The organism is Plantibacter sp. AC185, from assembly GCF_979258065.1.
Window position 1 is genome coordinate 995,973 of record NZ_OZ409831.1, and the last position, 21,173, is coordinate 1,017,145.

The window sequence follows — 21,173 nt, forward strand, 5'->3', positions numbered from 1 at the left end:
GTGGTGGACGTGTCCGTGCGTCAGACGGCCGGGACGATGATGCCGCGGGCGGCGAGGGCGGCATCGATCCGCGCGGTGACCTCGTCGACCTCACCGAGGCCGTCGACCGCCACGACGAGCCCGCGAGCGGTGAAGACCTCGATCAGCGGCGCGGTCTCGTGTGCGTAGAGGTCGAGCCGGTGGCGGATGACCTCTTCCGTGTCGTCGGTGCGACCCTGCTCGGCGGCACGCTTGAGGAGTCGAGCGACGACTTCTTCTGTGTCGGCCTGCAGCTGCACGACAGCGTTGAGGCTCGCGTCGTTCTCCGCGAGCAGCGCGTCCAGCGCGACCACCTGGTCGGTGGTCCGCGGATACCCGTCGAGCAAGAACCCCTCGACGGCGTCGGGCTGGTGGAGCCGGTCGCGGACGATCTCGTTCGTCAACGAGTCGGGAACGTACCCGCCCTCGCTCACGATCGCCTGGACCTGCTTCCCGAGCGCCGTACCCTCCTTGATGTTCGCGCGGAAGATGTCGCCCGTCGAGATCGCGGGGATGTCGAAGCGCTCCGCGAGGAAGGCCGCCTGGGTGCCCTTGCCGGATCCCGGAGGACCGACGATGAGCAGACGGGGCTTGCCGGCTGCCGCGCTCAACGCAGGAGCCCTTCGTAGTGACGCTGCTGGAGCTGCGAGTCGATCTGCTTGACCGTCTCGAGCCCGACACCGACGATGATGAGGATCGATGCGCCGCCGAACGGGAAGTTGGCGTTCGCGCCCACCAACGCCAGGGCGATGAGCGGCAGCAGCGCGATCAACCCCAGGTAGATCGATCCGGGCAGGGTCACGCGGGTCAGCACGTAGTCGAGGTATTCGGCCGTCGGGCGTCCGGCACGGATGCCGGGGATGAACCCGCCGTACTTCTTCATGTTGTCGGCGACCTCTTCGGGGTTGAAGGTGATCGCGACGTAGAAGTAGGTGAAGCCGACGATGAGCAGGAAGTACATGAGCATGTACAGCGGGTGGTCACCCTTGGTGAGGTACTGCTGGATCCACAGGACCCAGGGTGCCGGTGTGCCGGTCGTCGGCTGGTTGAACTGCGCGATGAGGGCCGGCAGGTACAGGATCGACGACGCGAAGATGACGGGCACCACACCGGCCATGTTGACCTTGATGGGGATGTACGTGTTGTTGCCGCCGTACGTCCTGCGTCCGACCATCCGCTTCGCGTACTGCACCGGGATGCGACGTTGCGACTGCTCGACGAAGACGACGAGTCCGACGATCACGAGGCCGACGGCGAGTACGAGGAGGAAGACCTCCGGGCCCTTCGCGGTCCAGATGGCGGCCAGCGAGCCCGGGAAGGTGGCTGCGATCGAGGTGAAGATGAGGAGCGACATGCCGTTGCCGACGCCGCGCTCGGTGACGAGCTCGGCCATCCACATGACGAGGCCGGTGCCCGCGGTCATGGTGACGACCATGAGGAGCATGCCGTACCAGGTGCCGCCCTGGGCGGTGATGAGGTCGGCGCAGACGCCGCCCTGGTTGCCGAACAGTGCACCGCTCTTGGCGACCGTGATGAGCGTCGTCGACTGGAGGATGCCGAGGAAGATCGTGAGGTACCGCGTGTACTGCGTCAGCTTGCCCTGGCCGGCCTGGCCTTCTTTGTGCAGCGTCTCGAAGTGCGGGATGACCACGCGGAGGAGCTGGACGATGATCGACGCGGTGATGTAGGGCATGATGCCCAGCGCGAAGATGGAGAGTTGGAGGAGCGCGCCACCACTGAAGAGGTTGACGAGCTCGTAGAGGCCTGATGCGCCGGCGGCCTGCTGGTTCGCGAGGCACTGCTGCACGTTCGGGAAGTTCACGAACGGAGCGGGGATGAAGGACCCCAGCCGGTAGATGGCGATGATCCCGAGCGTGAACCCGATCTTGCGACGAAGATCCGGGGTCCGGAAGATCCGGCCGATGGCGCTGAACAAAAGGGGCCTCCTGTGAGATGTTGCGGGGTCGGCCCGGGTGACCGGCATGATGCCGGCCACCCGAGTGAGCTCCTGTGCGGAGCCGGCCGAGGGCTACTTGACGCTGCCCCCGGCTGCCACGATCTTCTGCTCAGCTGAGCCGGAGACCTTGTCAACCGCGACATTCAGCTTAACCGAGATGTCACCGTTTCCGAGAACCTTGACCTTCTCGTTCTTCCGGACGGCACCCTTGGCGACGAGGTCCACCGTGGTGACGTCGCCACCCTTCGGGTACAGCTCGGCGAGCTTCTCCAGGTTCACGACCTGGTACTCGACGCGGAAGGGGTTCTTGAAGCCACGGAGCTTCGGGGTGCGCATGTGCAGCGGCATCTGCCCACCCTCGAAGCCGACCTTGACGTTGTAACGCGCCTTCGTACCCTTGGTACCGCGACCAGCGGTCTTACCCTTGGACGCCTCACCACGGCCGACGCGCATCCGGGACTTCTTGGCCCCGGCGGCCGGACGCAGGTGGTGCACCTTCAGGACCTGCTCGCGCTTCTCAGCGGGCTCGTCCTTCGCGGGCTTCTTGGCGGCAGCAGCCTTGGGGGCAGCCTTCGCCTTGGGCTCGGCCTTCGCGGCAGCCGTCTTCGGAGCTGCCTTCGCAGCGGCCTTGGGGGCCTTCTCCTCAGTGGTTTCGTTCTTCTCAGCCATTAGTCGATCTCCTCAACCTGTACGAGGTGAGCAACAGTGTTCACGTAGCCGCGGTTCTGCGCGTTGTCCGGGCGGACGACGACAGCACCGATGCGACGGAGACCCAGGCTGCGAAGCGTGTCGCGCTGGTTCTGCTTCTCACTAATTCTGCCCTTGATCTGGGTGATCCTCAGCTGGGCCATCAGGCACCTACCTTCGCAGCAGCGGCCGCCTGAACGGCCTCTGCCTCTGCACGGAGCAGGCGGGCCGGAGCGACCTGGTCGAACTCGAGACCACGACGGGCTGCGACGGCACGAGGTTCCTCGAGCTGCTTCAGCGCCGTGACGGTCGCGTGGACGATGTTGATCGTGTTGGACGAACCGAGCGACTTGCTCAGCACGTCGTGGATCCCGGCGCACTCGAGGACGGCGCGGACGGGACCACCGGCGATGACACCGGTACCAGCGGCGGCGGGGCGCAGGAGCACCACACCGGCTGCTGCCTCACCCTGGGTGGGGTGCGGGATGGTCGAGCCGACGCGCGGGACGCGGAAGAAGTTCTTCTTCGCCTCTTCGACGCCCTTCGCGATCGCGAGCGGGACTTCGCGAGCCTTGCCGTAGCCGACGCCGACCATGCCGTTGCCGTCACCGACGACCACGAGGGCGGTGAAGCTGAAGCGACGACCACCCTTCACGACCTTCGAGACACGGTTGATGGTCACGACGCGCTCCAGGAACTGGCTCTTGTCGCTGTCGCGGCTACCGCGGTCGCGGTTGGGGTTGCGCTCGCGGCCTCCGCGGCGCGCCTCGCGCGGCTCGCGGTCGCCGGTGGGCGCCGTCGATGCCGCGGTCTCGACCGGGGCCTCGGCCACGGTCGCCACAGGCTCTTGCTGCTGCTTGTTGTCTTCGCTCACAGGTTCAATCCGCCCTCTCGAGCACCATCGGCAATTGCTGCCACGCGACCTGCGTAGCGGTTGCCTCCACGGTCAAATACGACATCGTCGATGCCGGCTGCCTTGGCACGCTCGGCGATGAGTTCGCCGACCTTGCGCGACTTGGCGGTCTTGTCGCCGTCGAACGTCCGGAGGGTGTCCTCCATGGTCGAGGCGGAGACGAGGGTGTGACCCTTCGTGTCATCGACAACCTGCACGAACACGTGACGGGCTGAACGGTTGACGACGAGGCGCGGACGGACCGCGGTACCCTCGACCTTCTTGCGCAGACGCGTGTGGCGACGGCCACGTGCGGCAGTCTTCGTTGGACGAGCCATGGTTACTTACCAGCCTTTCCGGCCTTGCGACGCACGATCTCGCCGGCGTAGCGCACACCCTTGCCCTTGTACGGCTCGGGCTTGCGGATCTTACGGATGTTGGCGGCGACCTCGCCGACGGCCTGCTTGTCGATACCGGCGACCGTGAGCTTGTTGTTGCCCTCGACGGTCAGCGTGATGCCGACCGGCGGCTCGACGGTGACGGGGTGCGAGAAGCCGAGCGCGAACTCGACGGCGCTGCCCTTCTGAGCGACGCGGTAACCGGTACCGACGACCTCGAGGCCCTTGGTGTAGCCCTGGGTGACGCCGATGATCTGGTTCGCGATGAGCGTGCGGGTCAGGCCGTGGAGCGAGCGCGAGTTGCGCTCGTCGTCGGGACGCGTGACGAGCAGCTGTGCGTCTTCGAGCTTGACCTCGATGGGGCTCGCGACGGTGAGCTGGAGCTCACCCTTCGGGCCCTTGACGGTGACGTTCTGACCGGCGACGTCGATGGTGACGCCTGCCGGGATGTCGATGGGGAGTCTTCCAATACGAGACATGACTGGCTACCACACGTAGGCGAGGACTTCCCCACCCACGCCCTTCTTCTCGGCCTGGCGGTCCGTGAGGAGGCCGCTGGAGGTGGACAGGATGACGACGCCGAGGCCGCCGAGGACCTTGGGGATCTCGTTCGACTTCGCGTAGACGCGGAGGCCGGGCTTCGAGACGCGCTTGATGCCGGCGATGGAGCGCTCGCGGTTCGGGCCGAACTTGAGGCTCAGCGAGAGCGTCTGTCCGACGGCCGCGTCAGCGACCTCCCAGCCGGAGATGTAGCCCTCGGACTTGAGGATCTCGGCGATGTTCACCTTGAGCTTGGAGTGCGGCATCGACACGGTGTCGTGGTGCGCCGAGTTCGCATTGCGCAGTCTGGTCAGCATGTCTGCGACCGGATCTGTCATGGTCATATCGAGTGTTTCCTTTGTTCACCAGGTTTCGACATCCTGTGCAAGGGTGCCGACCTGTGGTGGTTGAACCGTTCTGGGCAGGAGTGCCCCGAACGGGCGGAAGCCCGGTCCTCGACATACACCGAGGACCGGGCAGAAGCTCAGCCTACTTGGACTCAGCCGCCTTGAACGGGAAGCCGAGCGCCTTGAGCAGCGCGCGACCCTCGTCGTCGTTCTTGGCCGTGGTCACGACAGTGATGTCGAAGCCGCGGACACGATCGATCTTGTCCTGGTCGATCTCGTGGAACATGGACTGCTCCTGGAGACCGAAGGTGTAGTTGCCGTTGCCGTCGAACTGCTTGTCCGAGAGACCGCGGAAGTCGCGGATACGCGGAAGAGCGAGGCTCAGCAGGCGGTCGAGGAACTCCCAAGCGCGGTCGCCACGAAGCGTGACGTGGGCGCCGATGGGCTGACCCTCGCGCAGCTTGAACTGCGCGATGGACTTGCGTGCCTTGGTGACCTGCGGCTTCTGGCCGGTGATCTTGGTAAGGTCCGAAACAGCGCCGTCGATGACCTTGCTGTCGCGAGCGGCCTCGCCCACACCGGTGTTGACGACGACCTTCACGAGTCCGGGCACCTGGTGCACGTTCGTGAAGCCGAAGTCCTTCTGCAGCTGCGGAAGGATCTCAGCGCGGTACTTCTGCTTGAGACGGGGCTGGATTTTGCCAGTCGCCACTTCTGTGTCGGTCATTACAGGTCCTTACCTGACTTCTTGGCGTAACGAACGCGGACCGTCTTGGTGACGCCGTCCTTCGTGACTTCCTCGTTGCGGTGGCCGACCTTGGTCGGGCCCTTGGTCTCCGGGTCGACGAGCGCGACGTTGGAGATGTGGATCGAAGCCTCGACGGTCTCGATGCCGCCGGTCTTCGTTCCACGCTGGGTCTGGCCGACACGGGAGTGCTTCGTGACGTAGTTGACGCCCTCCACGATCACCCGGTTCTTGTCCGCCAGGACCTCGATGACGCGACCCTGCTTGCCGCGGTAACCACCGCGGTCCTGCTTCGGGCCGGAGACGACCTGAACCAGGTCGCCCTTCTTGATCTTTGCCATGACTTAGATAACCTCCGGCGCCAACGAGACGATCTTCATGAACTTCTTGTCACGAAGCTCGCGGCCGACCGGTCCGAAGATGCGGGTACCACGGGGGTCCCCGTCAGCCTTCAGGATGACAGCGGCGTTCTCGTCGAACTTGATGTACGAACCGTCGGAACGACGGGTCTGCTTGCGGGTGCGGACGATGACCGCCTTGACGACGTCGCCCTTCTTGACGTTGCCACCGGGGATCGCGTCCTTGACGGTCGCGACGATGGTGTCACCGAGGCCCGCGTAGCGGCGGCCGGAGCCACCGAGCACGCGAATGGTCAGGAGCTCCTTGGCGCCGGTGTTGTCGGCGACCTTGACTCGTGATTCTTGCTGAAGCATTGTTCGCTTTCCTCTCAGTAAGCCGCGAGGCCTACTTGGCCTTCTCGAGAATCTCGACCAGACGCCAGCGCTTGGTGGCGCTGGTGGGGCGGGTCTCGCTGATCAGGACGAGGTCGCCGATGCCGGCGGAGTTCGCCTCGTCGTGAGCCTTGACCTTGGAGGTGCGGCGGATGACCTTGCCGTAGAGCGGGTGCTTCACGCGGTCCTCGACCTCGACGACGATGGTCTTCTCCATCTTGTCGCTGGTCACCAGACCACGGCGGGTCTTGCGGTAGCCACGAGCAGCGGCGTCCTTGACGTCGTGCTCGGCCGACTCGTGACCCTCGGGGGCCTTGTCAGTAGCGGTAGCCATGTCTAGGCCTCCTTCGTGGTCTCGGCGTCGGCTGCAGCGGTGTCCTCGGACTTCGGTGCGGCCTTGGCCTTCTTGGTCTTCTTCTCAGCCTTGGCCTCGACGACCTCGACGGTCGGCGTGGCACGGATGCCGAGCTCGCGCTCACGGATGACCGTGTAGATGCGAGCGATGTCGCGCTTCACGGCGCGCAGGCGGCCGTGGTTCTCGAGCTGCCCCGTGGCCGACTGGAAGCGCAGGTTGAACAGCTCTTCCTTGGCCTTGCGGAGCTCCTCGAGGAGGCGCTGGTCTTCAAAGGTGTCGAGCTCGACGGGGGTGAGCTCCTTGGATCCGATCGCCATTATGCGTCGCCCTCCTCGCGCTTGATGATGCGTGCCTTGAGGGGCAGCTTGTGGATTGCACGGGTGAGCGCTTCGCGGGCCAGGGTCTCATCGACTCCGGCGACCTCGAACAGCACACGGCCCGGCTTGACGTTCGCGACCCACCACTCGGGCGAACCCTTACCGGAACCCATGCGGGTTTCGGCGGGCTTCTTGGTCAGCGGACGGTCGGGGTAGATGTTGATCCACACCTTTCCGCCACGCTTGATGTGACGCGTCATGGCGATACGAGCGGACTCGATCTGACGGTTGGTCACGTAAGCGGGCGTCAGGGCCTGGATACCGTACTCACCGAACGACACCTTGGTGCCACCGGTCGCCTGGCCGGAACGGCCGGGGTGGTGCTGCTTCCGGTGCTTGACTTTGCGTGGGATCAACATGGTTATGCCTCAACTCCTGCGGCGGCGGGCGCCTCAGCAGCTGCCTTGGGGGCGCTGCTCGGACCGGCGTTCCGACGGGGGCGGTCGCCACCGTCGCGACGTTCCGGACGCGTCGACTTCTGGTTGGCCTGCTCGCGAGCAAGCTCCTTGTTGGTGATGTCGCCCTTGTAGATCCAGACCTTCACGCCGATGCGGCCGAACGTGGTCTTCGCCTCGTAGAAGCCGTAGTCGATGTTCGCGCGGAGCGTGTGCAGCGGCACACGGCCTTCGCGGTAGAACTCGGAACGGCTCATCTCGGCGCCGCCGAGGCGGCCGGACACCTGGATGCGGACACCCTTGACGGTGGACGTGCGCTGAGCGCCCTGCAGGCCCTTACGCATCGCGCGGCGGAAGGCCACACGTGCGGAGAGCTGCTCGGCGATGCCCTGCGCGACGAGCTGAGCGTCGGCCTCGGGGTTCTTGACCTCGAGGATGTTCAGCTGGATCTGCTTCTTCGTGAGCTTCTCGAGGTCGGCGCGGATGCGCTCGGCCTCGGCGCCACGGCGACCGATCACGATGCCCGGACGGGCGGTGTGGATGTCGACGCGGACGCGGTCACGGGTGCGCTCGATCTCGATGCGGCTGACACCAGCGCGGTCGAGCGAGGTCGCCAGCAGACGGCGGATCTTGACGTCTTCCGCGACGAAGTCGCTGTAACGCTGACCCTTCTTCGTGCTGTCGGAGAACCAACGCGACACGTGGTCGGTCGTGATTCCCAGACGGAAGCCGTATGGATTGACTTTCTGACCCATTACTTGCTCACCTTCTTGGCCTTGGCAGCGCCGGCAGTCTCATCAGGCGTCGAGAGCTCGACGGTGATGTGGCTGGTGCGCTTGAGGATGCGGAACGCGCGGCCCTGTGCGCGGGGACGGAAACGCTTGAGGGTTGCACCCTCATCGACGTACGCCTTCGCGATGTACAGGTCCTGCTCGTCAAGGAACACGTTGTCCTTGTCGGCCGTGACGCGAGCGTTCGCGATGGCCGAGGCAACGAGCTTGTAGATGGGCTCGCTGGCGCTCTGTGGCGCGAACTTCAGGATGGCCAAGGCCTCCTGAGCCTGCTTGCCACGGATGAGCGCGACGACACGACGGGCCTTCTGGGGGGTGACGCGGATGTGTCGCACGCGGGCGATCGACTCCACCATTTCTCTTCCTCCTTCACGTCACCGCGTTAGCGGCGACGGCCCTTCTTGTCGTCCTTCACGTGTCCACGGAAGGTGCGGGTGGGCGCGAACTCGCCGAGCTTGTGCCCGACCATCGTCTCGGTGACGAACACCGGGATGTGCTTGCGACCGTCGTGGACGGCGATGGTGTGACCCAGCATCGCCGGGATGATCATCGATCGACGCGACCAGGTCTTGATCACGTTCTTGTTGTTGGCCTCGTTCGCCGTGACGACCTTGCGGAGCAGGTGGTCGTCGACGAAGGGGCCCTTCTTGAGACTGCGTGGCATCTTCTCTTACTCCTACTTACGCTTCTTGCCGGCGGTACGACGACGAACGATGAGCTTGTCGCTTTCCTTGTTGGGGTGGCGCGTGCGGCCTTCCTTCTGGCCCCACGGGCTGACCGGGTGACGTCCACCGGAGGTCTTGCCCTCACCACCACCGTGCGGGTGGTCGATCGGGTTCATCGCGACACCACGGACGGTCGGGCGGACGCCCAGCCAGCGCTTCCGTCCGGCCTTACCCCAGTTGATGTTCGACTGCTCGGCGTTGCCGACCTCACCGATGGTGGCGCGGCAGCGCAGGTCGACGTTACGGATCTCACCGGACGGCAGACGGAGCTGCGCGTACGGACCGTCCTTCGCGACGAGACGCACCGATGCACCCGCGGAGCGGGCCATCTTCGCGCCGCCGCCGGGACGGAGCTCGATCGCGTGGATGACCGTACCGGTGGGGATGTTCTTCAGCGGCAGGTTGTTACCGGGCTTGATGTCCGCGCCTGCACCCGACTCGACCACGTCGCCCTGGCTGAGCTTGTTCGGAGCCAGGATGTACCGCTTGGTGCCGTCCACGAAGTGGAGCAGCGCGATACGCGCGGTGCGGTTGGGGTCGTACTCGATGTGAGCGACCTTGGCGTTGACGCCGTCCTTGTCGTTGCGACGGAAGTCGATCAGACGGTACTGGCGCTTGTGGCCACCACCGATGTGACGCGTCGTGATGCGGCCCTGGTTGTTGCGACCACCGGTCTTCGACAACGGACGAAGCAGCGACTTCTCCGGCGTGGTGCGGGTGATCTCCGCGAAGTCCGCGACAGACGAACCGCGACGACCAGGAGTCGTGGGCTTGTACTTACGAATAGCCATTTCTTATTCCTCTTCGTTCCCGGCCGTCTTAGCCAACAGCCGTGAAGATGTCGATGGAACCCGACTTGAGCGACACGATGGCGCGCTTGGTGTCCTTGCGCTTGCCGGTGCCGAACTTGGTGCGACGGGTCTTGCCCTGACGGGTGAGGGTGTTGATCGAAGCGACCTCGACACCGAAGATCTTCTCGATGGCGAGCTTGATCTCGGTCTTGTTCGAGCGCGGGTCGACGAGGAAGGTGTACTTGCCCTCGTCGATCAGGCTGTAGCTCTTCTCGGAGACGACCGGCGCGAAGATGACGTCGCGGGGGTCCTTGTTGATCGCGGTCATGCCGAGACCTCCTCGGTTGCGGCCGTGTTGCCGGTCTTGCTGGCGACGAATGCCTCGAAGGCGGCCTTGGTGAAGACGATGTCGTCGGAGACGAGCACGTCGTATGCGTTCAGCTGGTCGTACGACAGCACGTGCACGTTCTGCAGGTTGCGGACGCTGCGGAGGCTGACCTCGTCGTCGCGCTGGAGGACGATCAGGACGTGCTTCGAGGAAGCGACGTTCGTCAGGTACTCGGACACGGCCTTCGTCGACGGCTTCTCACCGATCGAGAGGGAGTCGACGACGTGCAGGCGGCTGCCGCGTGCGCGGTCGGAGATGGCGCCGAGGAGAGCCGCGGCGATCATCTTCTTGGGGGTGCGCTGTGCGTAGTTGCGGGGCACTGGACCGTGGACGATGCCACCGCCGGTCATCTGAGGTGCACGGATGGAGCCCTGACGAGCGTTACCCGTACCCTTCTGCTTGAACGGCTTGCGGCCGGCACCGGACACTTCGCCGCGGCGCTTGGTCTTGTGCGTCCCCTGGCGGGCGGCAGCGAGCTGCGCGACGACCACCTGGTGGATGAGCGGGATGTTGGTCTGAACGTCGAACACCTCGGCAGGAAGGTCGACGGTGCCGGCCTTCTTGAGCTTGGTGTCGAGCACGTCGAGAGTAGCGATAGCCATGGAACTACGCTCCCTTCACTGCGGTGCGGACGAATACGATGCGGCCACGAGCGCCGGGAACGGCACCCTTGACGAGCAGCAGGCCCTTCTCGGCGTCGATGGCGTGAACCCGGAGGTTCAGCACGGTGACGCGCTCGCCACCCATACGACCGGCCATGCGCATGCCCTTGAAGACACGGCTCGGGGTCGAGGAGGCGCCGATGGAGCCCGGCTTGCGGTGGTTGCGGTGAGCACCGTGAGATGCGCCCGTTCCCTTGAAGTTGTGACGCTTCATGACACCGGCGAAACCCTTACCCTTCGAAGTGCCGACGACGTCGACCTTCTGGCCGGCCTCGAAGACACCGTCGACGGTGAGCTCCTGGCCGAGCGAGTACTCGGATGCGTCGGCGGTGCGGACCTCGGTGAGGTGACGACGCGGCGTCACGCCGGCCTTGTCGAAGTGACCCGCGTCAGGCTTGCTGACCTTGCGGGGATCGATCTGGCCGTACGCGATCTGCACGGCGTCGTAGCCGTCGACCTCGGGGGTGCGAACCTGCGTGACCACGTTGGGCGTGATCTCGATGACGGTGACGGGAACGAGCTTGTTGTTCTCGTCCCACACCTGGGTCATGCCGAGCTTGGTGCCGAGCAGACCCTTGCTGGTCTTCGTGTTAGACATGTCTTCCTTCCGTCTCTACCGAGCTCAGAGCTTGATCTCGATGTTGACGTCCGCCGGCAGGTCGAGACGCATGAGCGAGTCGACGGCCTTCGGGGTCGGGTCGATGATGTCGATCAGACGCTTGTGGGTGCGCATTTCGAAGTGCTCCCGGCTGTCCTTGTACTTGTGCGGCGAACGGATCACGCAGACCACGTTCTTCTCCGTCGGAAGCGGCACGGGGCCGACGACGGTTGCGCCTGCACGGGTGACCGTGTCGACGATCTTGCGCGCCGAAGTATCGATGACCTCATGGTCATACGACTTCAGTCGGATGCGGATCTTCTGTCCCGCCATGTGTGACTCACTCTCTGTCTCGCGTCGTGCGGATCGCTCCGTATTGGACGCATATCGTGCGCTTTGCAACGTTCGGTTGCTCCGCGCCATTGGCACTACTGGTGTCGCACCACTGTTCTGCTGTCAACGACCACTCGTGTCTTGCGACCCTCGTGGTCATCCACCGGCTTCCACCCCGACTCGTGGTCGGCGCTGGGCGTAGCACTGCTACGACCTGGATTGCGATGAAGTGATTGGTGTTCTGCTACCCGCGGCCTAGGCTCGATCCCTGTCGCGTTGCCGCGTCTGGGAGCTCCTATGCACTACCTGGCAGTGATCCGCCGGAGCGCGCACAGGCACGCTCGTCCGAAGTACTGAACTGGACTAGTTTGCCACGGATCCACCATGCGTGCAACCCGGGCGTGTCGCGGGCGTCGGATGGTCAGGATCCGCTCAGTCTCGGGCGTCGTGAGCACCGAGGCGCCGCTGCTCAGCAGGGCTCGACGACGTTGTCGACCTCGACCGGACGCACCCCCGGGGTGCCCAGGAACCGCACCGCGTCGACCGTCGCGCCGGACACGTCCGCATCGACGTCGAGTGTCACCGTCGCGCCCGGCGCGATCGTCACCACCACGTAGGCCACGGGGCGTCCGTCGTCCGATCCGGCCGTGTACGGGGCCTCGGCGCCGTCAACGCGAACCGAGCGGATGTCGGCACCGTCGGGCGCGTAGGCCATGACCCGCAAGCGCATCCACCCACGCGGGAGCCCCTCACGCTCGTGGAACCCCGCGATGTAGTCGAACGCCTCCGTGTCGAGCTCCGGCTCCGTGTCGATCGTGTTGGAGAGCTCGGACGTGACCATCACCGTGCGGGTCCCGTCGACGTCGCACGACGCCGCACGGACACGGACCCGCTGTCGGAGGTAGTACTCGAGTTTGGACCCGACCGCGTCCGAGAGGTACAGCCCGAACGGCACCGAACGAGACGAACGCTCGGGCAGGGCGCCGCCGACCCCGGCGAGCACCAACGCCCGCTCCTCGACGCGGTCGGGACTCCAGGCGAGCAGACGCCGCTCGTCGACCGCCTGCACCCAGCCGTCGATCGCACGGGGCACCACCATGGAGCCCGCCTGCAGCTGCGAGGTGAGCGCCTGCACGACGGCGGTGAAGGTCGCGTCCTGCGCCCGGTTCGCCTGGTCGCTGAGACCCGGGTGGTCTCGGTACACGCCGTTCAGGAGCTCGTCGACCACCGTCTCGCTCGACAGCTCCGTACCGTCGTGCAGCACGACGGGGCCGGTCGCTCGCAGCAGATGGGAAAGCGCGACCGGGTCCACGGCGAGCACCAGGTCGGGCGTGACGCCCTGACTCTCCTGCCACAGCCGCGAAGCCACCTGCGCACCGTACGGGAAGTCCGGCCGCGCCGTCACCTCATGGATGGAGGTGCCTGCGGCAGCGTAGCCCTCGGTCCGGTAGAGCGCGTCGGCATCGGCCGGGAGGGGCACCACCGGATCGACGTGCGACACGAAGTCCGCGCCGCCGAGGGTCCTGGTCACGCTCAGCGCGCCCTCCTCGACGTGCACGAGCACCGAAGCTCCCGCGATGCCGCCGAGGGCTCGGCTCTCCGCCGAGTTCTGGAACAGGACGACCACGTCTCGCGGCCCCTCCTCCCCCAGGAACCCGGGCAGCGCTCGCAGCACCGGTGCGAGCCGCGAGGCGAGCGATGAGGCCTCGCGCAGCGGTCCGTCGAGTCCGACCAACGCCGACGCCACCTGAGGCAGGAGCACCGACCGGTCGAGGCGGTCGAGGCGCGCGACCTGCTCCTCGAGTCGCTCGAGCGCGCGCGCCGAGGTGCGCGCCAACCGCCCCACCCGCTCCGTGTCCAGTCGCCCGTCGACCGCGAGTCCGTCGACGGACAGGTCGAGGACCGGCTCGACGACCTCGTCGACGACCACGTGGGCCGCCTCGACGGCCGTGCGCACCGCGACGAAGTTCACCCCGGAGACGGGCACGCGTTCGGCGAGCCACCAGTCAGGCCGCCGAGTCGACGTCAGGGCCCGCTCGACCGCGTCGCCGGCGCGCTGCACGACGGCAGGATCGATCGCGTCGGCGCCGTCACCGACGACGCCCGCACGGATCGCCTCGAGCTCAGGCAGGACCGACGTGAGCTCCTCCCGGACGGACATGGCCTCCACCGCCGCCGACACGGTGGCTCCAGCGATGCCGAGCAGAACGGACAGGGCGACGATGCTCGGGATCAGGACACGTGGGCGCGACAGGCGACGCGGACGGATGGACGAACGGGACACGGTCACCTCGGCGGCTCGATGCAGAATGGGTCGCCCGATATCGTACATATGAGTTACCGGGGTCCCGACGGTTCGACGGCACGCACGACGAAGGGCCCGGAGCGAAATGCTCCGGGCCCTTCGTGTGGAACCGTGTCGACCCTGCGGTCGATCAGGGGTTCGCGTCAGCGGATGCTTACGCGAGCACCTTGGTGACGGTGCCGGCGCCGACGGTGCGGCCACCCTCACGGATGGCGTAGCCGAGGCCGACCTCCATGGCGATGGGCTGGATCAGCTCAACGGTCATGTCGGTGGTGTCGCCGGGCATGACCATCTCGGTGCCCTCGGGCAGCGTGATGACGCCGGTGACGTCGGTGGTGCGGAAGTAGAACTGCGGACGGTAGTTCGCGTAGAACGGGTTGTGACGCCCACCCTCATCCTTGGACAGGATGTACGCGGTGCCCTCGAAGTTCGTGTGCGGCGTGACCGAACCCGGCTTCACGACGACCTGGCCGCGCTCGACGTCTTCACGCTTCGTGCCACGGAGCAGGAGACCACAGTTCTCGCCGGCCCATGCCTCGTCGAGCTGCTTGTGGAACATCTCGATACCCGTGACGATCGTCTTCTGCGTCGGGCGGATGCCGACGATCTCGACCTCGGAGTTGATCGCGAGCGTGCCACGCTCGGCGCGGCCCGTGACGACGGTTCCACGACCGGTGATCGTGAAGACGTCCTCGATCGGCATGAGGAAGGGCTTGTCCTTGTCGCGCACGGGGTCGGGGACGTTGGCGTCCACGGCGTCCATGAGGTCGAGGATGCTCTGCACCCACTTCTCGTCGCCCTCGAGCGCCTTGAGGCCCGAGACGCGGACGACCGGTGCGTCCTCAGCGAAGCCCTGCGAGGCGAGCAGCTCGGAGACCTCGAGCTCGACGAGCTCCAGGATCTCCTCGTCGTCGACCATGTCGGACTTGTTCAGCGCGACGAGCAGGTAGGGGACGCCGACCTGCTTGGCGAGCAGCACGTGCTCACGCGTCTGAGCCATCGGGCCGTCAGTGGCGGCGACGACCAGGATCGCGCCGTCCATCTGCGCAGCACCGGTGATCATGTTCTTGATGTAGTCAGCGTGACCGGGGGCGTCGACGTGCGCGTAGTGGCGCTTCGGGGTCTCGTACTCGACGTGCGAGATGTTGATCGTGATACCACGCTGACGCTCTTCCGGCGCGGAGTCGATCGACGCGAAGTCGCGCTGCACGTTGGTCGCGGACGGGAACTTGTCCGCCAGGACCTTCGAGATCGCCGCGGTGAGCGTGGTCTTGCCGTGGTCGACGTGACCGATCGTACCGATGTTGACGTGCGGCTTGGTCCGCTCGAACTTGGCCTTTGCCACTGTGAGTCCTCCTCAGGACGTTGTGCGGGACGCCGGGCACCATTCGATGCCCGACGCACTGCAGGGATGTGTATTCATGTTACGCGATCCGCCCGGGTGTTCGCACACCCGGCCGGACCGCGGTGAAGAGAGAGTGAGTGACTACTCGCCCTTGTTCTTCTGGATGATCTCGTCGGCGACAGCCTTCGGGACCTCCGCGTAGCTCTCGAACGTCATCGAGTACACGGCACGACCAGAGGTCTTCGACCGGAGGTCGCCGATGTAGCCGAACATCTCGGAGAGCGGCACGTTGGCACGGATGACCTTGACGCCGGTGGCGTCGTCCATGGACTGGATCTGTCCACGGCGCGAGTTGAGGTCTCCGATGACGTCGCCCATGTACTCCTCAGGAGTACGCACCTCGACCGCCATGAGCGGCTCGAGGAGGACGGGGTTGGCACGCGAGTAGGCCTCCTTGAGACCCATCGAGCCGGCGATCTTGAACGCCATCTCCGAGGAGTCGACGTCGTGCGCCGCACCATCGGTGATGATCGCCTTGACACCCACGACCGGGTAGCCCGCGAGGCCACCGACCTGCAGGGCGTCCTGGAAACCGGCGTCGATCGACGGGATGTACTCGCGCGGGATGCGACCACCGGTCACGGCGTTCACGAACTCGTAGGTCGTCTCCGGAGTGACGTCCATCGGCTCCAGATCGAACTGGATCTTCGCGAACTGACCCGAACCACCGGTCTGCTTCTTGTGGGTGTAGCCGTACTTCTCGACCTTGCGCTTGATGGTCTCGCGGTACGCGACCTGCGGCTTGCCGACGTTGGCCTCGACGTTGAACTCGCGCTTCATGCGGTCGACGAGGATGTCGAGGTGGAGCTCGCCCATGCCCTTGATGACCGTCTGGCCGGTCTCGGTGTTCTGCTCGGTGCGGAACGTCGGGTCCTCTTCGGCCAGCTTCTGGATCGCGGTGCCCAGCTTCTCCTGGTCGGCCTTGGTCTTCGGCTCGATCGCGACCTCGATGACGGGCTCCGGGAAGCTCATCGACTCGAGGACGACCTGGTTCTGCGGGTCGGACAGGGTGTCACCGGTGGTGGTGTCCTTCAGGCCGATGACCGCGTAGATGTGACCGGCGGTGACGAAGTCGACCGGGTTCTCCTTGTTGGCGTGCATCTGGAAGATCTTCCCGATGCGCTCCTTCTTGCCCTTGGTCGAGTTGATGATCTGCGCACCCGAGTCGAGACGACCCGAGTAGACGCGGACATAGGTCAGGCGACCGAAGAACGGGTGCACCGCGACCTTGAACGCGAGCGCGGTGAAGGGCTCGGTCGAGTCGGGGTGACGCTCCACGACCTTCTCCTCGTCGCGCGCGTCGTGGGCCTCGATGGCCGGGACGTCGAGCGGGGAGGGGAGGTAGTCGATGACGGCGTCGAGCATCGGCTGGACGCCGCGGTTCTTGAACGCGGAGCCACAGAGGACCGGGTACATGGTGCTCGTGATGGTGAGGTGACGGATCGCGGCCTTGATCTCCGCGACGGTCAGCTCTTCGCCACCGAAGTACTTCTCCATGAGCGCGTCGTCGGTCTCGGCGACGGCCTCGAGGAGCGCGGTGCGGTACTCGGCCGCCTTCTCCTTGAGGTCTTCCGGGATCTCCTCGATGGCGTACTTGGCGCCCATCTCGACGTCACCCTTGGCGTCTCCGCGCCAGGTGAGCGCACGCATCTCGACGAGGTCGACGACGCCCTCGAAGTTGGACTCGGCACCGATCGGCAGCTGGATGACCAGCGGCTTCGCGCCGAGGCGGCTGATGATCGTGTCGACGGTGAAGTAGAAGTCGGCGCCGAGCTTGTCCATCTTGTTGACGAAGCAGATGCGCGGGACGTCGTACTTGTCGGCCTGACGCCAGACGGTCTCGGACTGGGGCTCGACGCCCTCCTTGCCGTCGAACACCGCGACCGCGCCGTCGAGGACGCGGAGCGAACGCTCGACCTCGACCGTGAAGTCGACGTGGCCGGGGGTGTCGATGATGTTGATCTGGTTCTTGTTCCAGAAACAGGTCGTCGCGGCGGACGTGATGGTGATGCCGCGCTCCTGCTCCTGCGCCATCCAGTCCATCGTCGACGCACCGTCGTGGGTCTCGCCGATCTTGTGGTTGACGCCCGTGTAGAACAGGATGCGCTCGGTGGTGGTGGTCTTGCCGGCATCGATGTGGGCCATGATGCCGATGTTGCGGACCTTGTTCAGGTCGGTGAGCACGTCTTGTGCCACGGGGTCCTCCGGGGATAGGTAAGGGTGAGCTGATTCACTCGGTGACGCGAGGGCGGGCGGATCGCCCGCCCTCGCATCGGGCGGCGACTACCAGCGGTAGTGCGCGAACGCCTTGTTCGACTCGGCCATCTTGTGCGTGTCTTCACGACGCTTGACAGCTGCACCGAGACCGTTCGATGCGTCGAGGATCTCGTTCTGGAGACGCTCGGTCATCGTCTTCTCACGGCGGCCCTTCGCGTAGCTCACGAGCCAGCGCAGGGCGAGGGTGTTGGCGCGGTGAGGCTTGACCTCGACCGGCACCTGGTAGGTGGAACCACCGACGCGGCGCGAACGCACCTCGAGGGTCGGGCGGACGTTGTCGAGCGCCTTCTTGAGCGTGACGACGGCGTCGCCCTGGTTCTTGGCGGTGACGCCTTCGAGTGCGTCGTAGACGATGCGCTCAGCGAGGCCCTTCTTGCCGTCCAGCAGGATCTTGTTGACGAGCTGGCTGACGATGGGGGCGCCGTAGACGGGATCGGCGACGACGGGACGCTTCGGAGCTGGACCCTTGCGAGGCATTACTTCTTCTCCATCTTCGCGCCGTAGCGGCTGCGAGCCTGCTTGCGGTTCTTGACGGCCTGCGTGTCGAGGGCGCCACGGACGATCTTGTAACGGACACCCGGGAGGTCCTTCACACGACCACCACGGACCAGGACCAGCGAGTGCTCCTGGAGGTTGTGGCCCTCACCGGGGATGTACGCGGTGACCTCGGTGCCGTTGCGCAGCTTCACGCGGGCGACCTTGCGCATCGCCGAGTTCGGCTTCTTCGGGGTGGTGGTGTACACGCGGGTGCACACGCCGGCCTGCTGGGGGTTGCTCTTCAGGGCGGGCGCCTTGGTCTTGACGACCTTGGGGCTGCGGCCCTTCCGAACCAACTGCTGAATGGTTGGCACTACTTGCTCCTTGATGATGACTGCACGGTGACAGTGGTACTGCAGCATTCGTGGACCGGTCTCCCGGATCACGAGGTCGTATGGACCCACCGGCGCCGCGCGAGTGCGCGCCGCTTTCGTGGTGGGTATGCCGTGGGGGCGATCGGCAACCGGGACCAGCCCGGCGGGGATCAACCCGATGGTGCAAGACTGCTGTCCACTCCCCCGAGCCAGGCTCCGGAGAACGTGGACAGCACGAGAGCGCACGACAGCGCGCACACCCAACCAAGACTAGCCCGCCGACAGGCTGTGGTCAAACGACGACGGCCCCTGGGAGCATCGCTCCCAGGGGCCGTACAGCTCGGCGTCTACGGGGACGGGACGAAGGTCGCGCCCTCGTCGGTGAAGCCCTCGATCGTGCCGCCGACGACGAAGTCGACGGGGTTGATGCTGTAGCCCGGACCGGTCTGGCCGGTGGCCGGGTCGGTCAGCGTGCAGGTCATCGACATGCGTCCGACGGTCTCGGAGTCGACGGTCCAGCCGCCTCCCGCGAAGTCACCGATCGTGAAGGTCGGGCGCGTGTCGAACTTCCAGGTCACACCGGAGGGGGTGAAGCCGGTGTCGTTGCGGATCTCGAAGGGGCACCCCTCCGGGGCGAGCTCCGTCGCCGCACCGCAGCCGTCGATGTACGCGTTGACGGCCTCCTCGACGGCGGTCGTCCCGGCGTCGGTGAGGGCGACGGCGAGCGTCGCGGGTTCCGCGGCCTGGCCGAAGCCCACGGCCGTCGTGGTCGTCGCCTCGGCGGTGTACCAGTCGCTCTCGCTGAGGGCGACGTCGTAGGTGCCCGGGAGGGCGCGCAGCTGGTACGAACCCTCGGCGATCGGTTCGACGTCGGTGAGGTCGACGCCGCCGACCGTCGCGACCGCGTCCTCAGGGGCGACCACGTCGACCTGGACCGTGCTGAGTTCGGGAGCCTCGAGCTTCCACTTGTCGAAGAGCACGGCGTCCTTGCCGACCTTGGTGAGCGTGAACTCCTGGTCGACGCTCTCGCCGCCCTGGGTGAGACGGGCCTCGACGGTCGCGGTGTTCCCGCTGGTCGTCGTCTTCCCGATCGTGTAGCCGGAGACCTTGCCGGACGCCGCCTTGTACGCGTCGTCGGTCAGCAGCACGTCGGCCGCCGACACCTCGGTACCGGAGAGCTTGAGCGCCTGTTCGGCGTCGCCCGACTTGAGGGCGTCGAGGTAGCTCTTGACCGTCACCTCCGGGGCGTGGAGGGCGTTGCCGACGCTGACGCCGACGATGCCACCGACGATGATGAGGAGGAGGGCGCTCCCGCCAGCGATGATGCCGGTGAGCCCCTTCTTCGAGAGCTTCTTCTTGGGCGGCTGCTGGCCGCCGCCGTACCCGCCGGCGCCCTGCGCGTAGGGCGCCTGGCCGTACTGCTCGGTGGGCTGCTGGCCGTACTGCCCCGTGGGCTGCTGGCCGTACTGACCGGTTCCCTGCTGACCGAACTGCTCGGTCGGCTGCTGGCCGTACTGCGCCGTCTGACCGTACTGACCGGTCTGTTGGCTGTACTGACCGGACTGCTGCCCGTACTGGCCCGTCTGCTGGTCCTGCTGGCCGGACGACTGCTCACCGTACTGGCCGGACTGCTGCCCGTACTGCCCAGACGGCTGCGTCGGCGACTGCCCGTACGGCGACTGCTGTCCGTACTGCCCCGTCTGCTGCTGGCCTGAGCCCGACTGCTGCGGGCCGTTGCCCTGCCACCCCTGCTGCGGGTCGGGCTGAGCGGGTGGTCGCTGCCACTGGGGCTGCTGCGGGTTCTGATCTCCGGGATCGGTCATGGTGTTGCGCCCCCAATGAGCATGGATCGTGCTGATGACAAGTGCTCGAAAGTATAGTGACGGGTGTCGGACAGCACGATGGGGAGATCTCCCCTCCTGCCTCCGGGTGAACCCCGACGGCTACCAGGGCGAGGTGGGGGAATCGAGCTCGAGCGCGAGGTCGTCGAGGAGCGCGGTGACCTGCGGTTCGACGTACCGCTCGACGGCGTCGTGGATGGCGAGGCGGTGCCCGACGAGCAGTTCGCAGATGCGGCGCCCGGTCTCGTTCGCGCACTGGTCGGCGAGGGCGATCTCGGTGCGCAGCGCCTCCTTCGCGTCGTCGGACAACGGCGGGGGTGGTGGGACGGTCCTCGCCTGGGACTCGCCGAGCTCCGCGAGGGTGAAGAGGTAGGGCTGCTCGGGATCCGGGTCGGGGTCGAGCTGCAGGCCGTCGAACTCCGGGTCGAGCCCCTCCCCCGGACGGTAGGAGCGCTGCGCCTCGCGCAGGTCGGCGGCACGCAGTTCGGCACGGAGGACGGGGAGGTTCTGCTCGGTGTATTCCGCCACCGCGTGGTCGACGAGGGCCTTCATCCGGGTGGCGAGACCGTGCTGCACCTGGTGCGGGACGTCATCGACGAGGCCTGCTGCGCGCAGGATCGGGGAGCCGATGCACCGGCGGCAGATCCGGGTGCGTCCGCGGTGGGCGGCGGGGTGCCAGCGCGGCAGCCACCGGAGCCAGGCGTCGACGGCCTGGCTCACGCTGGTCTCGAGCGAGCGCTCCATACTCACCGAGGGTAGCGCCT

Annotated in this window: 29 protein-coding genes; all 29 read right to left on the bottom strand. The window is 66.2% G+C overall.

Annotated elements, in window-relative coordinates; translation table 11 throughout:
* Positions 1-20 precede the first annotated feature (20 nt).
* The 29 genes from ACZZZB_RS04795 to ACZZZB_RS04935 all read right to left on the bottom strand — a co-directional run bounded on the left by ACZZZB_RS04795 (position 21) and on the right by ACZZZB_RS04935 (position 21,153).
* Complete coding sequence (locus ACZZZB_RS04795) at positions 21-629, bottom strand: adenylate kinase (protein WP_192004669.1); 609 nt, start codon at positions 627-629, stop codon at positions 21-23.
* Positions 626-1,954, bottom strand: coding sequence for a preprotein translocase subunit SecY (gene secY / locus ACZZZB_RS04800; protein ID WP_064296691.1), 1,329 nt, complete (start codon positions 1,952-1,954; stop codon positions 626-628). Before secY ends, ACZZZB_RS04795 begins: the two co-directional genes overlap by 4 nt.
* Positions 1,955-2,047: 93 nt before the next feature.
* The gene (gene rplO / locus ACZZZB_RS04805; protein ID WP_079705265.1) at positions 2,048-2,644 is read right to left on the bottom strand and encodes a 50S ribosomal protein L15; all 597 of its coding nucleotides are present in this window, start codon (positions 2,642-2,644) and stop codon (positions 2,048-2,050) included.
* On the bottom strand, positions 2,644-2,826 hold the full coding sequence (rpmD, locus tag ACZZZB_RS04810) for a 50S ribosomal protein L30 (protein ID WP_079001710.1): 183 nt from the start codon (positions 2,824-2,826) through the stop codon (positions 2,644-2,646). The genes rplO and rpmD overlap by 1 nt, the downstream gene beginning before the upstream one ends.
* Positions 2,826-3,494 carry a 30S ribosomal protein S5 gene (gene rpsE / locus ACZZZB_RS04815; protein ID WP_229939737.1) on the bottom strand — a complete coding sequence of 223 codons (669 nt, stop codon included), beginning with the start codon at positions 3,492-3,494 and terminating at the stop codon, positions 2,826-2,828. Before rpsE ends, rpmD begins: the two co-directional genes overlap by 1 nt.
* Positions 3,495-3,532: 38 nt before the next feature.
* Positions 3,533-3,892 carry a 50S ribosomal protein L18 gene (gene rplR, locus ACZZZB_RS04820; protein WP_064296693.1) on the bottom strand — a complete coding sequence of 120 codons (360 nt, stop codon included), beginning with the start codon at positions 3,890-3,892 and terminating at the stop codon, positions 3,533-3,535.
* A 2-nt stretch (positions 3,893-3,894) separates the two neighbouring features.
* The gene (gene rplF, locus ACZZZB_RS04825; protein WP_064296694.1) at positions 3,895-4,431 is read right to left on the bottom strand and encodes a 50S ribosomal protein L6; all 537 of its coding nucleotides are present in this window, start codon (positions 4,429-4,431) and stop codon (positions 3,895-3,897) included.
* A gap of 6 nt (positions 4,432-4,437) precedes the next feature.
* The gene (gene rpsH / locus ACZZZB_RS04830) at positions 4,438-4,836 is read right to left on the bottom strand and encodes a 30S ribosomal protein S8 (protein WP_064296695.1); all 399 of its coding nucleotides are present in this window, start codon (positions 4,834-4,836) and stop codon (positions 4,438-4,440) included.
* Between the two features lie 145 nt (positions 4,837-4,981).
* Complete coding sequence (rplE, locus tag ACZZZB_RS04835; RefSeq protein ID WP_056008119.1) at positions 4,982-5,566, bottom strand: 50S ribosomal protein L5; 585 nt, start codon at positions 5,564-5,566, stop codon at positions 4,982-4,984.
* Positions 5,566-5,925 carry a 50S ribosomal protein L24 gene (rplX, locus tag ACZZZB_RS04840; RefSeq protein ID WP_056008121.1) on the bottom strand — a complete coding sequence of 120 codons (360 nt, stop codon included), beginning with the start codon at positions 5,923-5,925 and terminating at the stop codon, positions 5,566-5,568. The genes rplE and rplX overlap by 1 nt, the downstream gene beginning before the upstream one ends.
* A 3-nt stretch (positions 5,926-5,928) precedes the next feature.
* A complete protein-coding gene (rplN, locus tag ACZZZB_RS04845) occupies positions 5,929-6,297 on the bottom strand; it encodes a 50S ribosomal protein L14 (RefSeq protein WP_064296696.1) in 369 nt (122 codons plus the stop codon).
* Between the two features lie 31 nt (positions 6,298-6,328).
* Positions 6,329-6,649: a 30S ribosomal protein S17 gene (rpsQ, locus tag ACZZZB_RS04850; protein ID WP_056008125.1), complete on the bottom strand. Its 321-nt coding sequence runs from the start codon at positions 6,647-6,649 to the stop codon at positions 6,329-6,331.
* 2 nt (positions 6,650-6,651) lie between these two features.
* Positions 6,652-6,987, bottom strand: a complete 336-nt coding sequence (rpmC, locus tag ACZZZB_RS04855; protein WP_079705264.1) for a 50S ribosomal protein L29 — start codon at positions 6,985-6,987, stop codon at positions 6,652-6,654.
* Positions 6,987-7,406, bottom strand: a complete 420-nt coding sequence (gene rplP / locus ACZZZB_RS04860) for a 50S ribosomal protein L16 (protein ID WP_056008131.1) — start codon at positions 7,404-7,406, stop codon at positions 6,987-6,989. The genes rpmC and rplP overlap by 1 nt, the downstream gene beginning before the upstream one ends.
* A 2-nt stretch (positions 7,407-7,408) precedes the next feature.
* A complete protein-coding gene (rpsC, locus tag ACZZZB_RS04865; RefSeq protein ID WP_064296699.1) occupies positions 7,409-8,197 on the bottom strand; it encodes a 30S ribosomal protein S3 in 789 nt (262 codons plus the stop codon).
* Complete coding sequence (rplV, locus tag ACZZZB_RS04870; protein ID WP_056008137.1) at positions 8,197-8,589, bottom strand: 50S ribosomal protein L22; 393 nt, start codon at positions 8,587-8,589, stop codon at positions 8,197-8,199. The genes rpsC and rplV overlap by 1 nt, the downstream gene beginning before the upstream one ends.
* A gap of 26 nt (positions 8,590-8,615) precedes the next feature.
* A complete protein-coding gene (gene rpsS, locus ACZZZB_RS04875) occupies positions 8,616-8,897 on the bottom strand; it encodes a 30S ribosomal protein S19 (RefSeq protein WP_064296700.1) in 282 nt (93 codons plus the stop codon).
* Positions 8,898-8,909: 12 nt separating this feature from the next.
* Positions 8,910-9,749 carry a 50S ribosomal protein L2 gene (gene rplB, locus ACZZZB_RS04880; protein ID WP_064296701.1) on the bottom strand — a complete coding sequence of 280 codons (840 nt, stop codon included), beginning with the start codon at positions 9,747-9,749 and terminating at the stop codon, positions 8,910-8,912.
* A 28-nt stretch (positions 9,750-9,777) separates the two neighbouring features.
* Positions 9,778-10,077, bottom strand: coding sequence for a 50S ribosomal protein L23 (rplW, locus tag ACZZZB_RS04885; protein ID WP_056008147.1), 300 nt, complete (start codon positions 10,075-10,077; stop codon positions 9,778-9,780).
* Positions 10,074-10,739 carry a 50S ribosomal protein L4 gene (gene rplD / locus ACZZZB_RS04890; RefSeq protein WP_079705263.1) on the bottom strand — a complete coding sequence of 222 codons (666 nt, stop codon included), beginning with the start codon at positions 10,737-10,739 and terminating at the stop codon, positions 10,074-10,076. The genes rplW and rplD overlap by 4 nt, the downstream gene beginning before the upstream one ends.
* Before the next feature lie 4 nt (positions 10,740-10,743).
* Positions 10,744-11,397 (bottom strand): 50S ribosomal protein L3, encoded by a 654-nt coding sequence (gene rplC / locus ACZZZB_RS04895; protein ID WP_056008154.1) that lies wholly within the window; start codon positions 11,395-11,397, stop codon positions 10,744-10,746.
* 24 nt (positions 11,398-11,421) lie between these two features.
* Complete coding sequence (gene rpsJ / locus ACZZZB_RS04900) at positions 11,422-11,730, bottom strand: 30S ribosomal protein S10 (protein ID WP_005050520.1); 309 nt, start codon at positions 11,728-11,730, stop codon at positions 11,422-11,424.
* Positions 11,731-12,199: 469 nt separating this feature from the next.
* Positions 12,200-14,014 carry a DUF4012 domain-containing protein gene (locus ACZZZB_RS04905; protein WP_463529100.1) on the bottom strand — a complete coding sequence of 605 codons (1,815 nt, stop codon included), beginning with the start codon at positions 14,012-14,014 and terminating at the stop codon, positions 12,200-12,202.
* Positions 14,015-14,189: 175 nt separating this feature from the next.
* A complete protein-coding gene (gene tuf, locus ACZZZB_RS04910) occupies positions 14,190-15,380 on the bottom strand; it encodes an elongation factor Tu (RefSeq protein ID WP_064296705.1) in 1,191 nt (396 codons plus the stop codon).
* Positions 15,381-15,521: 141 nt separating this feature from the next.
* Positions 15,522-17,636 (bottom strand): elongation factor G, encoded by a 2,115-nt coding sequence (gene fusA / locus ACZZZB_RS04915; protein ID WP_079705261.1) that lies wholly within the window; start codon positions 17,634-17,636, stop codon positions 15,522-15,524.
* An 87-nt stretch (positions 17,637-17,723) separates the two neighbouring features.
* The gene (gene rpsG / locus ACZZZB_RS04920) at positions 17,724-18,194 is read right to left on the bottom strand and encodes a 30S ribosomal protein S7 (protein WP_064296707.1); all 471 of its coding nucleotides are present in this window, start codon (positions 18,192-18,194) and stop codon (positions 17,724-17,726) included.
* Positions 18,194-18,568 (bottom strand): 30S ribosomal protein S12, encoded by a 375-nt coding sequence (gene rpsL / locus ACZZZB_RS04925; protein ID WP_056008169.1) that lies wholly within the window; start codon positions 18,566-18,568, stop codon positions 18,194-18,196. The genes rpsG and rpsL overlap by 1 nt, the downstream gene beginning before the upstream one ends.
* Positions 18,569-18,915: 347 nt before the next feature.
* Positions 18,916-20,391 (bottom strand): zinc ribbon domain-containing protein, encoded by a 1,476-nt coding sequence (locus ACZZZB_RS04930; RefSeq protein WP_192004666.1) that lies wholly within the window; start codon positions 20,389-20,391, stop codon positions 18,916-18,918.
* A 120-nt stretch (positions 20,392-20,511) separates the two neighbouring features.
* The gene (locus ACZZZB_RS04935; RefSeq protein ID WP_137242161.1) at positions 20,512-21,153 is read right to left on the bottom strand and encodes a spermidine/putrescine ABC transporter substrate-binding protein; all 642 of its coding nucleotides are present in this window, start codon (positions 21,151-21,153) and stop codon (positions 20,512-20,514) included.
* Between the last annotated feature and the right edge of the window lie 20 nt (positions 21,154-21,173).

Coding starts and splice junctions, on each gene's coding strand:
- ACZZZB_RS04935 (WP_137242161.1), bottom strand. CDS start 21,153: ATGGAGCGCTCGCTCGAGACCAGCGTGAGCCAGGCCGTCGACGCCTGG.
- rplD (WP_079705263.1), bottom strand. CDS start 10,739: ATGGCTATCGCTACTCTCGACGTGCTCGACACCAAGCTCAAGAAGGCC.
- rpsC (WP_064296699.1), bottom strand. CDS start 8,197: ATGGGTCAGAAAGTCAATCCATACGGCTTCCGTCTGGGAATCACGACC.
- ACZZZB_RS04930 (WP_192004666.1), bottom strand. CDS start 20,391: ATGACCGATCCCGGAGATCAGAACCCGCAGCAGCCCCAGTGGCAGCGA.
- rplE (WP_056008119.1), bottom strand. CDS start 5,566: ATGACCGACACAGAAGTGGCGACTGGCAAAATCCAGCCCCGTCTCAAG.
- rplF (WP_064296694.1), bottom strand. CDS start 4,431: ATGTCTCGTATTGGAAGACTCCCCATCGACATCCCGGCAGGCGTCACC.
- rplN (WP_064296696.1), bottom strand. CDS start 6,297: ATGCTTCAGCAAGAATCACGAGTCAAGGTCGCCGACAACACCGGCGCC.
- rpsH (WP_064296695.1), bottom strand. CDS start 4,836: ATGACCATGACAGATCCGGTCGCAGACATGCTGACCAGACTGCGCAAT.
- rpmD (WP_079001710.1), bottom strand. CDS start 2,826: ATGGCCCAGCTGAGGATCACCCAGATCAAGGGCAGAATTAGTGAGAAG.
- rplV (WP_056008137.1), bottom strand. CDS start 8,589: ATGGTGGAGTCGATCGCCCGCGTGCGACACATCCGCGTCACCCCCCAG.
- rplR (WP_064296693.1), bottom strand. CDS start 3,892: ATGGCTCGTCCAACGAAGACTGCCGCACGTGGCCGTCGCCACACGCGT.
- rpsQ (WP_056008125.1), bottom strand. CDS start 6,649: ATGGCTACCGCTACTGACAAGGCCCCCGAGGGTCACGAGTCGGCCGAG.
- rpsS (WP_064296700.1), bottom strand. CDS start 8,897: ATGCCACGCAGTCTCAAGAAGGGCCCCTTCGTCGACGACCACCTGCTC.
- rplW (WP_056008147.1), bottom strand. CDS start 10,077: ATGACCGCGATCAACAAGGACCCCCGCGACGTCATCTTCGCGCCGGTC.
- rpsG (WP_064296707.1), bottom strand. CDS start 18,194: ATGCCTCGCAAGGGTCCAGCTCCGAAGCGTCCCGTCGTCGCCGATCCC.
- rplC (WP_056008154.1), bottom strand. CDS start 11,397: ATGTCTAACACGAAGACCAGCAAGGGTCTGCTCGGCACCAAGCTCGGC.
- rplX (WP_056008121.1), bottom strand. CDS start 5,925: ATGGCAAAGATCAAGAAGGGCGACCTGGTTCAGGTCGTCTCCGGCCCG.
- rpsJ (WP_005050520.1), bottom strand. CDS start 11,730: ATGGCGGGACAGAAGATCCGCATCCGACTGAAGTCGTATGACCATGAG.
- rplP (WP_056008131.1), bottom strand. CDS start 7,406: ATGTTGATCCCACGCAAAGTCAAGCACCGGAAGCAGCACCACCCCGGC.
- rplO (WP_079705265.1), bottom strand. CDS start 2,644: ATGGCTGAGAAGAACGAAACCACTGAGGAGAAGGCCCCCAAGGCCGCT.
- rplB (WP_064296701.1), bottom strand. CDS start 9,749: ATGGCTATTCGTAAGTACAAGCCCACGACTCCTGGTCGTCGCGGTTCG.
- rpmC (WP_079705264.1), bottom strand. CDS start 6,987: ATGGCGATCGGATCCAAGGAGCTCACCCCCGTCGAGCTCGACACCTTT.